General features: G+C 66.1%; 10 protein-coding genes. 5 read left to right on the top strand and 5 right to left on the bottom strand.

Features of this window, described 5'->3' with window-relative positions; genetic code table 11:
• Window positions 1–208 precede the first annotated feature (208 nt).
• Both ACSLGO_RS13375 and ACSLGO_RS13370 read left to right on the top strand, forming a co-directional pair.
• A complete protein-coding gene (locus tag ACSLGO_RS13375) occupies window positions 209–3,607 on the top strand; it encodes a pyruvate carboxylase (protein ID WP_436401279.1) in 3,399 nt (1,132 codons plus the stop codon).
• A 52-nt stretch (window positions 3,608–3,659) separates the two neighbouring features.
• Entirely contained in the window at window positions 3,660–5,087 is a 1,428-nt protein-coding gene (locus tag ACSLGO_RS13370; RefSeq protein WP_419242568.1) for a mycothione reductase, read from the top strand.
• Between the two features lie 79 nt (window positions 5,088–5,166).
• On the opposite strand, the gene ACSLGO_RS13365 is transcribed toward ACSLGO_RS13370, so the two are convergent.
• Window positions 5,167–6,975 carry an AMP-dependent synthetase/ligase gene (locus tag ACSLGO_RS13365; protein WP_263128773.1) on the bottom strand — a complete coding sequence of 603 codons (1,809 nt, stop codon included), beginning with the start codon at window positions 6,973–6,975 and terminating at the stop codon, window positions 5,167–5,169.
• Between the two features lie 140 nt (window positions 6,976–7,115).
• On the opposite strand from ACSLGO_RS13365, the gene ACSLGO_RS13360 reads away from it, so the two are divergent.
• A complete protein-coding gene (locus ACSLGO_RS13360; protein ID WP_091605698.1) occupies window positions 7,116–8,189 on the top strand; it encodes an ROK family glucokinase in 1,074 nt (357 codons plus the stop codon).
• A gap of 7 nt (window positions 8,190–8,196) precedes the next feature.
• Here the strand turns inward: ACSLGO_RS13360 and ACSLGO_RS13355 are convergent, their stop codons facing one another.
• Together ACSLGO_RS13355 and ACSLGO_RS13350 are read right to left on the bottom strand one after the other, a co-directional pair.
• Window positions 8,197–8,715 carry a hypothetical protein gene (locus ACSLGO_RS13355; protein ID WP_091605695.1) on the bottom strand — a complete coding sequence of 173 codons (519 nt, stop codon included), beginning with the start codon at window positions 8,713–8,715 and terminating at the stop codon, window positions 8,197–8,199.
• Complete coding sequence (locus ACSLGO_RS13350; protein ID WP_091605692.1) at window positions 8,712–9,476, bottom strand: alpha/beta hydrolase; 765 nt, start codon at window positions 9,474–9,476, stop codon at window positions 8,712–8,714. The genes ACSLGO_RS13355 and ACSLGO_RS13350 overlap by 4 nt, the downstream gene beginning before the upstream one ends.
• 201 nt (window positions 9,477–9,677) lie before the next feature.
• On the opposite strand from ACSLGO_RS13350, the gene ACSLGO_RS13345 reads away from it, so the two are divergent.
• Window positions 9,678–10,598: a lysophospholipid acyltransferase family protein gene (locus tag ACSLGO_RS13345; RefSeq protein ID WP_263128774.1), complete on the top strand. Its 921-nt coding sequence runs from the start codon at window positions 9,678–9,680 to the stop codon at window positions 10,596–10,598.
• 79 nt (window positions 10,599–10,677) lie between these two features.
• Window positions 10,678–12,066 carry a class II 3-deoxy-7-phosphoheptulonate synthase gene (locus tag ACSLGO_RS13340; protein ID WP_091605690.1) on the top strand — a complete coding sequence of 463 codons (1,389 nt, stop codon included), beginning with the start codon at window positions 10,678–10,680 and terminating at the stop codon, window positions 12,064–12,066.
• Between the two features lie 59 nt (window positions 12,067–12,125).
• Here ACSLGO_RS13340 and pknB read toward each other — a convergent pair whose 3' ends face one another.
• Together pknB and ACSLGO_RS13330 are read right to left on the bottom strand one after the other, a co-directional pair.
• On the bottom strand, window positions 12,126–14,204 hold the full coding sequence (pknB, locus tag ACSLGO_RS13335; protein WP_377956270.1) for a Stk1 family PASTA domain-containing Ser/Thr kinase: 2,079 nt from the start codon (window positions 14,202–14,204) through the stop codon (window positions 12,126–12,128).
• 89 nt (window positions 14,205–14,293) lie between these two features.
• A complete protein-coding gene (locus ACSLGO_RS13330) occupies window positions 14,294–15,661 on the bottom strand; it encodes a LysM peptidoglycan-binding domain-containing protein (RefSeq protein ID WP_436401278.1) in 1,368 nt (455 codons plus the stop codon).
• Window positions 15,662–15,686 lie beyond the last annotated feature (25 nt).

Genomic DNA, 15,686 nt, shown 5'->3' with positions numbered 1-15,686 from the left:
CGCCGGGTCCGTGCCAGGGAACCGTAATCATTCTATGTGACACAACCCGACAGGCCGGGCAGGCGCGGGTTTGCACATCTGAGCCGTGCACTGAACTATGTTCGATGTGATGTGAATTACCCGCTTGCCGAATGTTCGGGCCGTGCAGAAACTGAAGACCTAGCGCTGAACGGTCCGTTCCATCCCGACGCAACGACGCAGGAGTGCAATGTTCTCGAAGATCCTGGTAGCCAACCGCGGCGAAATTGCCATCCGTGCGTTCCGCGCGGCCTATGAACTTGGGGCCAAGACCGTCGCCGTCTTCCCCCATGAGGACCGCAATTCAATCCACCGCCAGAAGGCTGACGAGGCGTATTTGATCGGCAGCGAGGGGCATCCTGTCCGTGCATACCTGGACGTGGACGAGATCATCCGCGTGGCCAAGGAATCCGGCTGCGATGCGATCTACCCGGGCTACGGCTTCCTGTCCGAAAATCCGCAGCTGGCACGTGCCGCCAAGGCCAACGGCATCACCTTCATTGGCCCGGACGCAGACGTCCTGGAACTGGCCGGCCACAAGGTCCATGCCATCAACGCCGCCCGCGAGGCGGGCATCCCCGTACTGCGCTCAACCGCTCCCAGCGCTGACGCCGAAGCCCTGCTGGCTGAAGCGGAGGAAATCGGGTTCCCCATCTTCGTCAAGGCGGTTGCCGGCGGCGGCGGACGCGGCATGCGGCGGGTGGACACCGCGCATGACCTCCCTGAAGCTCTGAAGGCTGCCATGCGGGAAGCCGATTCCGCATTCGGTGACCCCACGGTTTTCCTGGAGCAGGCTGTGCTGCGCCCCCGCCACATCGAGGTGCAGATCCTCGCGGACAATGACGGCAACGTGATCCACCTCTTTGAGCGTGACTGCTCCCTGCAGCGTCGGCACCAGAAGGTCATTGAAATTGCGCCTGCGCCGAACCTGGATGACAGCATCCGCGAGGCGCTCTACCGTGACGCCGTGGCCTTCGCCAAGTCGCTGAAGTACGTCAACGCCGGAACCGTGGAGTTCCTCGTGGACACCATTGGGGAACGTGCCGGACAGCACGTCTTCATTGAGATGAACCCGCGCATCCAGGTAGAGCACACGGTCACCGAGGAAATCACCGACGTTGACCTGGTCCAGTCCCAGATGCGCATTGCTGCCGGCGAGAATCTCTCTGACCTTGGCCTGGTGCAGGAGGAGCTGCAGATCCGCGGGGCGGCCCTGCAGTGCCGTATCACCACCGAGGATCCGGCCAACGGGTTCCGGCCGGACGTAGGGAAGATCAGCGCCTACCGGTCCGCCGGCGGTGCAGGCGTACGGCTGGACGGCGGCACCGTCTACGCCGGCGCGGACATCAGCCCGCACTTCGACTCGATGCTGGTGAAGCTCACCTGCCGCGGGCGCAACTACCCGGCGGCCGTCAACCGGGCACGGCGGGCGCTGGCAGAATTCCGCATCCGTGGAGTCTCCAGCAACATCTCCTTCCTGCAGGCAGTCCTCGAGGATCCGGACTTCGTCGCCGGAGATGTTGCCACCTCCTTCATTGAAGAGCGTCCCGAACTGCTCAATGCCCGCGGTCCCGCGGACCGGGGCACGAAACTGCTGAACTGGCTCGCCGACGTCACCGTCCATAAGCCCAACGGTGAATTGCCGGCCCAGATCGACCCGCGGGAAAAACTGCCGACGGACCTCCCTGAAGTGAAACCGGGGTCCCGCCAGCGGCTGCTGGAACTGGGCCCGGAGAAATTTGCGGCCGCACTGCGCGAGCAGCAGGCACTGGCTGTCACTGACACCACCTTCCGCGACGCACACCAGTCCCTGCTCGCCACCCGGGTACGCACCCGCGACCTGGCCGGAGCAGCTCCGGCTGTCGCGGCGCTGACACCCGAACTGCTCTCTGTCGAAGCCTGGGGCGGTGCCACTTACGATGTCGCACTCCGTTTCCTGGGCGAGGACCCGTGGGAACGGTTGGACACGCTGCGCCAGGCGCTGCCCAACATCTGCATCCAGATGCTGCTGCGCGGCCGGAACACGGTGGGATACACGCCATACCCCACCGAAGTCACTGATGCGTTCGTCGAGGAGGCCGCCGCCGCCGGCGTCGACATTTTCCGCATCTTCGACGCGCTCAACGACGTGTCCCAGATGGCCCCGGCCATCGAAGCCGTCCGCCGCACCGGGACCGCCGTGGCCGAGGTAGCGCTCTGCTACACCTCGGACATGCTCGATCCCCAGGAGAAGCTCTACACGCTGGACTACTACCTGGACCTGGCCCAGCAGATGGTGGACGCCGGCGCGCACATCCTGGCCATTAAGGACATGGCAGGACTGCTTCGTCCCGCGGCGGCCGCGAAACTCGTAGCGGCCCTGCGGGAACGGTTCGACCTGCCGGTCCACCTGCATACGCATGACACGGCCGGGGGCCAGCTCGCGACGCTCCTCGCCGCCGCGGAAGCCGGCGTCGACGCCGTCGACGTAGCCAGCGCAACGCTGGCCGGCACCACCAGCCAGCCGTCGGCATCCTCGCTGGTGGCGTCGCTGGCGCACACCGAACGGGACACCGGCCTGGACCTGGCAGCCGTGAGCTCGCTGGAACCGTACTGGGAAGCCGTGCGCCGGGTCTACGCGCCCTTCGAATCCGGGCTGGCCGGGCCCACCGGGCGGGTCTACCGCCACGAAATTCCCGGCGGACAGCTCTCGAACCTCCGCCAGCAGGCCATTGCCCTGGGGCTGGGGGAGCGCTTCGAAGCGATCGAGGACATGTACACGGCAGCAGACAAGATCCTGGGCCGGCTGGTCAAGGTCACCCCGTCCTCCAAGGTGGTGGGCGACCTTGCACTGCAGCTAGTGGGCAGCAATGTCGCTCCGGAGGATTTCGAAGAAAACCCGCAGAACTATGACATCCCGGATTCAGTGATCGGCTTCCTCAGCGGAGAGCTGGGCGATCCTCCCGGAGGCTGGCCGGAGCCCTTCCGTACCAAGGCGCTGCAGGGCCGCAAACCCAAGGCCCGCCAGGTGGAACTGACCGAGGTGGACAGTCAGGGCCTGGCCGGGGACTCCGCCACGCGGCGGGACACCCTGAACCGGCTCCTGTTCGCCGGGCCGGCCCGGGAGTTCGCCACCGTCCGGGAAACCTACGGAGACCTCTCCGTGCTGGACACCCGGGACTACCTGTTCGGGCTGCGCCCCGGGGAAGAACACGTGGTGGAACTCGAAAAGGGCGTGCGGCTCATTGCCACCCTGGAGGCCGTGTCCGAGCCGGATGAGAAGGGCATGCGCACGGTCATGACCACCCTCAACGGCCAGATGCGTCCGGTCATGGTCCGGGACCGCAGCGTCACGACGGACGCAAAGGTTTCCGAACGGGCGGACCCCGCCCAGCCGGGCCACGTCGCAGCACCGTTTGCCGGGGCAGTGACCGTGACGGTGGAGGAAGGTGCCCAGGTAGGCGCCGGCGAGACGGTGGCGACGATCGAAGCCATGAAGATGGAAGCATCCATTACGGCACCCGTTGCCGGTACCGTCAAGCGCCTCGCCGTCAGCGGCGTGCAGCAGGTGGACGGCGGTGACCTGCTGGTGGTTATCGAGCACGGTTAAGGCAGCAGAGAACACCCGGGGATGCCGGAACCGGCGCCGATAGACTGGGATGGTGACCCATTACGATCTCGCCATCATCGGCTCCGGCTCCGGCAATTCCCTTATCACTCCCGACTGGGACAACCGCAAGGTAGCCGTCATTGACGGCGGCACTTTCGGCGGCACCTGCCTGAACGTTGGCTGCATTCCTACGAAGATGTTCGTTTATCCCGCCCAGCTCGCCGCTTCGGCAGCCGAAGCCGCCCGGCTGGGAGTGGACCAGCGGGTGGAAAAAGTCCGCTGGCGCGAAATCCGGGACCGCATCTTCAGCCGGATCGATGCGATCTCCGAGGGCGGCCGGCGCTACCGGGCGGAAGAGCTGGAGAACGTCACCCTCTACAGCGAGTACGTGCGATTCACCTCCCCGCACCGGCTGGAGACCGCATCGGGGAAGGAAATCACCGCGGACCAGATTGTGGTTGCAGCCGGTTCCCGGCCGGTCCTCCCGGACATTCCGGGTATTGGCCTGCCCCAGGTGCACACCTCTGACACTGTCATGCGCGTGGACGAGCTGCCGGACCGGGTGCTCATCCTCGGTGGCGGCTACATTGCCGCCGAATTCGGTTTCGTTTTCTCGGCCTTCGGATCAGAAGTAACCATGGCCGTGCGGTCCGGAGCGCTGCTCCGTGCGCAGGACGAAACTGTCTCCGAGCGTTTCACTGCCGCAGCATCAGGACAGTGGGACGTCCGGCTGAACACGCAGCTTGCCTCCCTGGCCGAGAACGCGGACGGATCAGTCCGCGCCGTCCTGGAGGGACCCGCCGGAACGTCGGAGCTCGACGTCGACCTGGTCCTGGTTGCCACCGGCCGGGTCCCGAACACGGACCGGCTGGACCCCGCGGCGGCAGGCCTTGACGTGGAGCCCGACGGCCGCCTGGCCGTGGACGAATACCAGCGGGTACTCAGCGGCGGCCAGCCGGTTCCCGGGCTCTGGGCGCTGGGAGACGTGAGCGGTGCCGATCAGCTCAAGCACGTCGCCAACCTGGAAGCACGCACGGTGGCCCACAACCTCGTCCACCCTGACGACCTGCAGGCTTCCTCCCATCGTTTTGTTCCCTCCGCCGTGTTCAGCCACCCGCAGATCGCCTCGGTGGGCCTGACCGAAGCCGAGGCGCGGGATTACGCCCTGGCCAACGGCATGGACCTGGTGATGGCGGTGCAGGAATACGGGTCGACGGCGTACGGCTGGGCCATGGAGGACAGCACCGGCTTCGTCAAGCTGCTCGCTGACCGCACCACCGGGCAGCTGCTCGGTGCCCACATCATGGGCCACGAGGCCTCCATGCTGATCCAGCCGCTGATCCAGGCCATGGCTTTCGGACTCGACGCCGCCTCCATGGCGCGCGGCCAGTACTGGATCCATCCGGCACTAACCGAGGTAGTGGAGAATGCGCTCCTTTCCCTCGGAACAAACCCCCAGGACACAGCGCTGCGGCCCTAAGGCGCCGAGCGCCAAAAAGGCAGGAGCCCCGGAACATCCGGGGCTCCTGCCTTTGTGCCAGCCGGCAGTGTGGCGGCGGCTAGACCTTCTGGCCTGAATAAATATCCTCGACCACGTCGGAGAAGTCCTTGAGCACCTGGGCCCGCTTGATCTTCAGGGACGGAGTGAGGTGGCCGCTGGATTCAGTGAAGTCGGTGCTGACTACCCTGAACACCTTGATGGCCTCAGCCTGGGAAACCGCCTTGTTGGCCTGGTCCACCAGGGCCTGCAGCTCATCCTGGAGCTGCCGGGACTGTGCTGCCTCGGCCACGGTGGTTGACGCGGGCATGCCGTGCCGTTCCAGCCAGCCGGGCAGAGCTTCCTCATCGATGGTGATCAGGGCGGAGATGAACGGCCGCTGGTCACCCACGACCACGCACTGGGAGACGATCGCATCCGCGCGGATCGAGTCTTCCAACAGTGCCGGGATGACGTTCTTGCCGCTGGCGGTGACAATGATCTCCTTCTTCCGCCCTGTGATCCGCAGGAAGCCGTCAGAGTCGAGCTGGCCGATGTCGCCGGTGCGGAACCATCCGTCGGCGAAGTTTTCCTCGGTGAGGTCAGGGCGCTTGAAGTAGCCCTTCATGACGCTGATGCCCTTGGTCAGGATTTCGCCGTCCTCCGCGATCTTCACCGCGTTGCCCGGCAGCGGTGCGCCTACGGTGCCGATCTTGATCAGCTGCGGAGTGTTGACGCTGATCGGTGCCGTGGTTTCGGTCAGGCCGTAGCCTTCCAGGACCATCACGCCGATCCCGTCGAAGAAGTGCCCCAGCCGGTCTCCCAGCGGTGCGCCGCCGGAGATCGCGTACTGAACCCGTCCGCCCATGGCGGTGCGGATCTTCGAGTAGAGCAGCTTGTCGAACAGGGCGTGGCGGAGCTTCAGTCCCAGGGGCACCTTGCCGGTTTCCTTGGCTTTGGAGTACTCGATGGCCGTCTTGGCACCGGCATGGAAGATCTTGCCCTTGCCACCGTCCTCGGCCTTCAGCATCGAGGAGTTGTAGACCTTTTCAAAGACGCGGGGGACCACCAGCAGGAAGGTGGGCTTGTAGCTCTGCAGGTCCGGGAGCAGGTTCTTCACATCCGGGGTATGGGCCACGGTGGAACCGGCCGCGACGGCGAGGACGGAGATGAACCGTGCAAAGACGTGGGCCAGGGGCAGGAACATGATGGTCTGGGCGCCCTCCTTGGCAACCTCCGGCAGCGCTGCCGTCGAGTTGCGGGAGAGGTTGACGAAGTTGCCGTGGGTCAGCTCGCAGCCCTTGGGTTTTCCGGTGGTGCCCGAGGTGTAGATGATCGTGGCCGTGTCCGCCAGCCCGGCCGAGGACCGGCGGGCTTCGAGTTCTTCGTCCGGAACCTTCGCCCCGGCCTCGCGCAGCGCGTCCAGCCCGCCGCCGTCGATTTGCCAGACGTTCTTGACGGCGGAGAGATCCTCATCCGCACCTGCCTGGCGGACCACGTTTTCGTGGCGTGCGGCCTCCACCACTACGCCGACAGCCTCGGAGTCGCCGAGAATCCAGGCAACCTGCGCGGGGGAGGACGTCTCGTAGACCGGAACGGAGACTGCTCCGGCAAACCAGATCGCGAAATCGACGAGGGTCCATTCGTAGCGGGTACGGGCCATGATGCCTACGCGGTCGCCCTGTCCGATTCCGCTGGCGATGAGGCCCTTGGCAATGCGGGAGACATCGGCAAGGAACTCCGTGGCGGTGATGTTCTTCCAGTCGTCACCGGTGGAGCGCACGGCGAAGAGGGCCGGATTGGAGGGCTTGGCAGCCTGTTCCAGAAGCAGGTCCGTAGTGTTCGTTTCCGGTGCGGTTTCCACCAGGACCGGAACGCTGTATTCGCGCACGATAGCTCCTTTGGTATCTGTTTGGACGGCGGGTTGCTCCTAAGCCTATAACCTAGATCACATTTTATACTCGCGGGTAACTTTCGAATGCATAACGCTTGCGTCCTCGCCGGCTGCCCGTTGCCTACAATGGGTCTTTGATGCATGCCCCTAACCCAGCTCCGATTCCTTTTTCCGCCCCTGCCGCGCGGTGGTCCCGCAGGCCCTCAGACCCCCTGCGTCCGCGGCGGAGCGTGCGGCTTTCGTCTCCGATGCGACGGCGCGGCCTGGCCATCGGGATCGACATTGGCGGAACCAAGGTGGCAGCCGGACTGGTTGATGCCAGCGGACGGGTACTGGAAGTCCTCCGCCGGTCCACGCCCGGACAGGACCCGCGAGAGGTCGAGAACGTCATCGTTGAACTGGTCCGGGAACTTTCCGCGCACAAGCACGTGTGGTCGGTGGGCATCGGTGCCGCCGGCTGGATGGACCTCTCCGGCAGCACGGTGCTTTTCAGTCCGCACCTGGCCTGGCGCAACGAGCCCCTCCAGGAGAACCTGGAACGGCTGCTGCGCCGCCGGGTGTATCTCGCCAACGACGCCGACGGCGCCGCCTGGGCTGAGTGGCGCTTCGGGGCAGGCAGGGGAGAGAGCAGGCTCGTCTGCATCACGCTCGGCACCGGAATCGGCGGCGCGATGATCATGGACGGCCGCCTGGAACGCGGACGCTTCGGCGTTGCGGGGGAGTTCGGCCACCAAATCATCATGCCGCAGGGGCAGCGCTGTGAGTGCGGCAACCGCGGCTGCTGGGAACAGTACGCTTCGGGCAACGCCCTGGGACGCGAAGCCCGTGAGCTCGCTGCCGCAAATTCGCCGGTGGCGCAGGAGATCCTGGGCAGTGTAGGCGGCAACATCCCGGACATTACCGGTGCCGTAGTGACCAGGCTGGCGCTCGAAGGGGACCGCACTGCCATTGAGCTGGTAGGAGAGGTTGGCGAATGGCTGGGACTGGGACTGTCCAACCTCGCTGCGGCCCTGGACCCGGGGATGTTCGTGATTGGCGGGGGTCTGAGCGACGCCGGTGAGCTGCTGCTGGAACCGGCCCGCAGGGCCTACTCGCGGAACCTCACGGGCCGTGGTTTCCGTCCGGAAGCCCGCATCGAAAAGGCGGCGCTCGGGCCGGCAGCCGGGCTGATCGGCGCAGCAGACCTTTCCCGGGTTGCCGCCCGGCGGTGATTCACCGCTAGACCGCTGCGCCGTCGTCGCCCTCATCCCTCGACTGGGGGAGCCGGAACAGCAGGTAGCCGGCGCAGGTGACGAAAATGGCGACGACGCCCAGCACCACGGCCATTGGTGCGCCGCGCCAGAACATGGCAAACAGGAGCAGCAGCAGCGGTCCTCCCGCGGCACCCAGCCAGGCCAAAATCACCAGCGGTTCGCCGCTTCCCAGCGGCGGCGGTTCCTCCGGGACGAATGAGCCGTCTGACTCGTCCTCTTCCGGGCTGTAGTCACGGGGTCCGGCGGGTGGGGTCGCACGCAGCGGCTGGTTCTCGAAAATGGCCCGGGTGCGGTCCGCCGCGGAGCGCGGCCCCGCGGGCGGGGCGGCGGGGCCAGGCGCCTGGGCGGAATCGCCGTCGGGAGCCTGGCGCTCGGGGGAAGGCTGCCGGGGATCAGTGTCCGGAGTTTCCTGCAGGCGGGCGACCAGGTCCAGCCAGGTGGCCTCGTCCGTGGACTCGTTACGGTCCGGTTCGCGTTCATTCATGCTGCGGCACCTGCACTCACCCGTTGGATGAATTCGTGGGAACGGTCAAAGATCAGCGGTGCATCATGGTCCATCGTGGCCACATGGTAGCTGTTGGGGAGGGGCACTACTTCAAGCTCCGTTGTGCCAAGCTGCCTGCGCACCAGGTCCATGCTGGACTCCGGCACCACCGGATCCACGGTCGACCGGAAGGCGATCACAGGCACCTTCACCTCGGGCAGGTGCTCTGCGGTGTCCTTGAAGAGCCGAAGGAGCTGGGCCACGGCCCCCACCGGAGTGCGGGAATACGCTCCCTCGTCCTGTCCCGGCAGGCGGATGCTGTTCCCGATCGCGGGAACGGAGGGCAACACATACTTCAGCAGGTGGGCGTAACGGGCCCGGGGGTCGGCGACGGTCAGGCCGGGATTGACGACGGCGACTCCGGCTACCGGCTGCCGGGCAGCAAGGCGCAGCGCCAGGGCGCCGCCCATGGACAGTCCGGCGGCGAATACCCGGTCCGTCCGCGCGGCCAGTTCCGTGTACGCGTCCTCATAGCCCCGGTACCAGTGCTGCCAGGGTGTGCGTGCCAGCTCCTGCCAGGTGGTTCCGTGGCCGGGCAGCAGGGGAAGGCTGACGGCATACCCGGCCTCGGCCAGATAGCGGGCCCAGCCCAGCATGCTCACCGTTGAACCGGTGAAGCCATGGCTGAGGAGCACGCCGGTGGATGCGTTCGGGCCTTCTCCGGCGCTTGAAAATGGTGCCGGGCCCCCTGGGGAAGTCATGTCTCTATGGTTGCATTAGGCGCGCGTTTTTCCACCCCGCCGGAAACAAAGTCGGCCGTGTCAGGAGCGGCAGAAATTCTACGCTGCCGCCGCGGCGCTTACAGTAGTACCAGGGGGTGCCATTCGGGTTCCCCACTGTGTTCCTCAATTGGTTCCTTGATTGGTTCCTTAATTGTCTTGTCCGACGGGAGAGCTGGCCGCGTGTTCTATTGGGTGATGAAGACGATTTTCATCGGACCGGTGGTGAATCTCCTGTTCAGGCCGTGGGTCAAGGGTATGGACAATGTTCCCGCCACTGGGCCGGCGATCCTCGTCAGCAACCATCTCTCCTTCTCGGACTCCATCTTCCTGCCGCTGGCCGTACCGCGTCCGGTGAGCTTCCTGGCCAAGTCGGAATACTTCACGGGCCGGGGCCTGAAGGGCAAACTCACTGCAGCGTTCTTCCGCCTTTCCAACCAGCTGCCCATCGACCGTTCGGGCGGTGCTGCCTCCGAGGCGGCGCTGCGTGCCGGCGTGAAGGTGCTGGAGAGCGGCAACCTCCTGGGCATTTACCCGGAAGGCACCCGCAGCCCCGACGGCCGGCTGTACCGCGGCAAGACCGGTGTGGCGAAGATGGCACTGCAGACCGGTGTGCCCGTCATCCCCGTGGCAATGATCGGAACCGATAAGGTCCAGCCCATCGGGCGGCGCATCCCGAATATCCGCCGGATCGGCATTATTGTCGGTGAGCCGCTGGATTTCTCCCGCTATGCGGGCATGGAAAACGACCGCTTTGTGCAGCGTTCGGTCACTGACGAAATCATGTACGAGCTCATGCGCCTTTCCGGCCAGGAGTACGTGGACGTGTACGCCAGCACCGTTAAGGACCAGATGGCGGCGGCACGCAAGGCGTCAAAGTCGGCAGAGTCCCGCAGCGCGGCTGTCCGCCTGGCGCATGCCGATACTCCTGACACCGGGGTAGGTCCGGGTACCGGCCGCCGAAAGGGCCACAAGGAACCCGGCGAGGTTACCGTCATCGGTTCCCCGGACAAGGCCAAGCAGGCGGAAGAGCAGACCCCTGCGGACGGCGGCAGCGGAGACAACAGCTCCGGCGGGTCGCAGCAGTCCCCGCGGGGTGCCTAAGGGCCCTGCCGCACCCGATTCCTGCGTAACAGGACACATTGGATCGCTGAGGGCGGACGCCGCGACGTAGGGTTAAGGGGTGACCCAAAAACCTGCTGACCTTGATCCCAGTTTCCCGCCGTCCTCGGGTGCCGCCGTATATCCCGGACTCGATGACTGGCGTTCGCTGCCCATCTCCCAGCAGCCCACCTGGCACCAAGACCCCGGCTATGAGGCCGCCGTAGCGGAACTCTCCATGGTCCCTCCGCTGGTATTCGCCGGCGAGGTGGACATCCTGCGTGAACGGCTTGCCCAGGCTGCCCAGGGAAAGGCATTTCTCCTGCAGGGAGGCGACTGCGCGGAGACATTCGAGGCTGCGACGGCGGACAAGATCAGCGCACGAGTCCGCACCATCCTTCAGATGTCCGTGGTGCTGACCTACGGGGCGTCCCTGCCCGTGATCAAGATGGGACGCATGGCCGGCCAGTTTGCCAAGCCGCGTTCCTCGAATGATGAAACGCGTGGCGGTGTGACGCTCCCGGCGTACCGGGGAGACATGGTCAACGGCTTCGAGTTCACCCCCGAGTCCCGCCGGCATGACCCGGCACGCATGGTGCGGGCCTACCACACCTCCGCATCCACCCTGAACCTGATCCGTGCCTTCACCCAGGGCGGCTTCGCAGACCTTCGGCTGGTCCACCACTGGAACCGGGGCTTCACCGCCAACCCGGCGCACTCCCGCTATGAGTCCCTCGCCCGGGACATCGACCGCGCAGTGCGCTTCATGGACGTCTGCGGCGCCGACTTCGAGGCCCTGAAACGCGTTGAGTTCTTCGCCAGTCACGAAGCGCTGCTGCTGGACTATGAGCGGGCGCTGACCCGGATCGATTCGCGGACCGGCCAGCCCTATGACACGTCCGCCCACTTCCTGTGGATCGGTGAGCGTACCCGCGACCTGGATTCGGCGCACGTGGACTTCCTGTCCCGCGTCCGCAACCCCATTGGCGTGAAGCTCGGCCCCAACAGCACGGCTGAGGACGCACTGGCCCTGATCGAGAAACTGGATCCCGAACGCGAACCGGGGCGCCTGACCTTCATCACGCGAATGGGTGCCGGCAACATCCGCGAAAAGCTCCCCACCCTGGTGGAGAAGGTGACCGCCTCCGGTGCCCAGGTACTCTGGGTAACCGATCCCATGCACGGCAACACGGTAACGTCCCCCAACGGATACAAGACCCGCAACTTCGACGACGTCATGGACGAGGTCCGCGGCTTCTTCGAGGTCCACAACGAGCTGGGCACCTTCCCGGGCGGCCTGCACGTCGAGATGACGGGCGATGACGTGTCCGAATGCCTGGGCGGAGCAGATCCCGTGGACCAGGAGGCCTTCGTGGAAGGCTACGAGTCGGTCTGCGACCCACGCCTGAACCACATGCAGTCCCTGGAGATGGCATTCCTGGTGGCAGGAGCCCTCGCGGAGAAGAGCTGACCTTTCCGAACAGGAACGGGGACTGCCTGGGCAGTCCCCGTTCCTGTGCCGGCGTCCTGTCAGACGACGGTCAGCTTAATGACCGAACCCTCCGGGGCCGTGCCGCCCGCCGGATCCTGGGCCCGGACCGTTCCGAAGAAACCGCCCAGGATTTCGTTGACCTCGACGCGGAAGCCCAGGCGTTCAAGTTCCTCGCGTGCGGTGTCCGCCTGCTTGCCCACATAGCTGGGCACCTGGACCATGCGCGGCCCGTCGGAAATGGTCAGTGTCACCGTTCCGCCCCGCTCCACCAGCCCGGAGGACGGCGTCTGCACTGCCACGGATCCCTTGGGAACATCCACGCTGTTGATGCGCTCGGGGGAGACGGTGGCAGACAATCCGGCCTCCTGGATTAGCCGTACCGCCTCCTGCTCGGTCTTCCCGGCCACCACCGGGACCTCGACAGGTGCCGGGCCCTTGGACACCGTAAGGTCCACGGGAGTGCCGCGGCGAAGGTCAGCGTCCGCTGCGGGTACCTGCGCGAGGACCTGCCCTGCGGGAACATCCTCGCTGAATTCCTCGGTGACGGTTCCGGTGGCGAGACCGGCCTCGGTGATCTTCTCCCGGGCGTCCTCCAGCGAACGCTGGATGACGTTGGGGACGCTGAAGAGTTCCGGTCCGCGGGACACCAGCAGCGTCACCGGCTGGAACCGGCGGATTTGCTGCGCGGCGGCGGGATCGGTTCCCACCACCATTCCGGCCGAGATCACCTCGTCATACACCTCGCTGGTGGTATAGCGGAGTCCTTCCTCGCCAAGCCTGCTTCCAGCGGCCTCGACCGATGTGTTGGAGACCTCCGGGATGGACACCAGTGCTCCGGGACCGGCTCCGAAGAACCAGCCGGCGAAGGCAGCCGCGGCAACCAGCAGGGTAACCAGGAGCGCCAGTAGGACGCCCCGCCTGCGCGGACGGCCCGGACGCAGGGATACCTCAGGACGCTGCGCTGCCCGGCTGGCCTCTTTCTGGCTTGCCTTAAAGTCTTTCTTGGCAAGCCGCCGGCCTGCCCGTGGGGAGAGCTCAGGGTAGTCGCCGTCGTCGTCGCCGTGCCCGTCATAACCATCGTCGTCCTGGTAGCCCTCCGCGGTGAGCGGGTGCCCCAGGACGGTGGTGGCGTTGTCCGTGCGCTGCAGGACTTCGGTGGCGTTGGGCTGCGCCTGGCTGATCACTTCCGTGGCGCCGGAAGGCGTCGGTGTCATGACGGTTGTCCGGTCGCCCTGGCCCGGACGCTGTGCCGGGGGACTGCCCGGGGCATGGAAGTCCAGCTGTTCGTCGGTGAGGGACGTGCGGATGTGGCGCAGTTCCCCCAGCAGGGCGCGGCCGTCCACCGGCCGGCCCTCCGGGTCCTGCGAGGTGCACCAGAGCACCAGCTCGTCCAGGTCCTCAGCCAGTCCGGGGCAGGCGGCGGAAGGCGCCGGGACCGAGGAGTGCACGTGGGCGAATGCCACCTGGATTGGCACTTCGCCGGTGAAGGGCTGGGAACCCGTGAGCATCTCGTAGAGCATGATGCCGGCGGAATAGATGTCGCTGCGTGCGTCAGCGCCTGCACCGGTGACAAGTTCAGGGGCCAGGTAAGCGACGGTGCCCACCAGCGTGCCCGTGTTCGTGCTGGTAGTCACGGCACGGGCCAGGCCGAAGTCCGCTATTTTGATGGCACCGCTGCTGGCCAGCAGCACGTTTTCGGGCTTGACGTCGCGGTGCACGAGCCCCGCTTCGTGTGCGGCGGCGAGCCCGTCCACCACGGCATCCATCATGGCCAGCGCCAGGCGGGGGGAGAGCCTGTGCCGCTCGTTGAGGACGTCACGCAGCGTGCGGCCGGGAACGTATTCCATGACCAGATAGGACAGCGAGTCGGTGACGCCCTGGTCCAGGACGCCGACGACGTGCGGGTGGGACAGGCGGGCAGCGGACTTGGCCTCCCGCTCAAAACGGTCGAGGAATCCGCGGTCCGCCGCGAGGTGGGGGTACAGGACCTTCAGGGCGACGTCGCGGTCCAGCCGGGTATCGGTTGCCAGATAGACAGTGGACATTCCGCCGCGCGCGATGCGGGACCGCACCAGGTAGCGGTTGTCTACCAGGGTTTCCAGGAGAGGGTCACTCACGGGCTCATGCACCCTTTGATCCTATAAGCGGAAGGAGCCGGGAGGCGGATCGACACCCGATCCGCCTCCCGGCTCCAGTTCCGTGCGTGCTAGAACCCGGCCCGGTGGGCCAGGACGGACGCCACGTATGCCTTGGTGTCCTCGTACATTCCCTGGGTGGTCACCGAGTACTGGCCCTGGTAATAGGACGCAATGGCAACCTCCAGGCTGGGGCTGGTGCGGACCAGCGCCCGGATGATCGCCACGCCGGCGGTGACGTTGTCCTGCGGGTCAAGCAGGTTGAGCTCGCGGCCCACCAGTCCGGAGGCCCATTCGCCGGAGGAGGGGATGACCTGCATGGTGCCGATGGCGTTTGCCGGGGACACGGCACGCTGGTCAAAACCGGATTCCTGCAGCGCGAAGGCCTGGGCCAGTGCCGGATCAACGCCCATGGAGGCGGCGGTGTCGGCAACCATCTGCTGCATCTGTGCCCGCGAAGGCACCGCCACGGAGTTCAGCGCCTGCTTGTTCAGGTTGGCGTTGGCCACAACGTGCTGCGGGTAGGTGTAGTGCAGGAAAGTGCTCGGCACCAGGTCCGTGGGTGCGGCCGCGGGAGCTGCCGGCGCCGAGGAAGCCGTGGTGACGGTCGATCCGCTGGACAGGGAGATTTTCTGGCCCGGGCGGATGATTGAAGTCATGCTGAGGTTGTTGGCGTCCAGCACCGATTTCAGGCTGACCCCGTGCTTGGCGGCAATGGCGCCCAGGGTATCGCCCGGGACCACGGTGTACGTGCCGGCCGACGGCGCTGCGGGAGCCGGGGCGGGAGCCGCCGGAGCAGCAGCGGATGACGGGGCGGTCACCGAAGTGGCGGCGCCTGCTCCAATGGTGAGCTTGTCCCCGGGGTAGATCACGGTGGTCATGCTGAGGTTGTTCGCCTGCAGGATGGAGGCCAGGCTGACGCCGTGCTTGGCGGCAATGGCGCTGAGGGTATCCCCGGCAGCCACGGTGTAGGTTCCGGCGGCTGCGGCCGGCGCCTTGGTGGACGGAGCCGCCGCTGCGGGTGCCGAGCCGGTCAGCTTCAGTTCCTTGCCTGCGTAGATGATCGAGGACGGCGTGAGGTTGTTGACCCGGAGCAGCTCGTTCATGTCCAGGCCGTACTTTGCGGCGATGGCGCTGACCGTGTCTCCCGGAACAATCCGGTGGGTCGCGGGAACCGAGGATTCGGCGGCGACCGTGGCCGGGACCTGCGCCGCGAGCTGGGCGGCTGGAATGACGGCGGAGGGGAGGGTCTTCTTGGCCTGCAGCGGAAGCTGCGGGAACAGTGCCTTGGCCGGTGACTGCGGAACCTGGGCCTGGGCCGGATCGGCAAGAGCCAACGAGGACATCATGACAGCCGGGATCGCTGCCGTGGTTACAGCAACGCTCAGTTTGCGGGGCAAGGCAGCGGTACGCGGCCTGGCATTGGGCTGCACGGTCATAACGGGTCGTTTCCTCATCTGTTGG

Origin of the sequence: Arthrobacter sp. IK3 (assembly GCF_051337705.1) — a bacterium.
GTDB classification, from domain to species: Bacteria; Actinomycetota; Actinomycetes; order Actinomycetales; family Micrococcaceae; genus Arthrobacter_B; species Arthrobacter_B koreensis.
This window is presented reverse-complemented; position numbering and strand designations above follow the sequence as displayed.

What these genes read in the sequence shown, in the direction of transcription:
- ACSLGO_RS13375 (WP_436401279.1), top strand. Translation starts at nt 209, where the DNA reads ATGTTCTCGAAGATCCTGGTAGCCAACCGCGGCGAAATTGCCATCCGT.
- ACSLGO_RS13360 (WP_091605698.1), top strand. Translation starts at nt 7,116, where the DNA reads ATGCATGCCCCTAACCCAGCTCCGATTCCTTTTTCCGCCCCTGCCGCG.
- ACSLGO_RS13355 (WP_091605695.1), bottom strand. Translation starts at nt 8,715, where the DNA reads ATGAATGAACGCGAACCGGACCGTAACGAGTCCACGGACGAGGCCACC.
- ACSLGO_RS13350 (WP_091605692.1), bottom strand. Translation starts at nt 9,476, where the DNA reads ATGACTTCCCCAGGGGGCCCGGCACCATTTTCAAGCGCCGGAGAAGGC.
- ACSLGO_RS13330 (WP_436401278.1), bottom strand. Translation starts at nt 15,661, where the DNA reads ATGACCGTGCAGCCCAATGCCAGGCCGCGTACCGCTGCCTTGCCCCGC.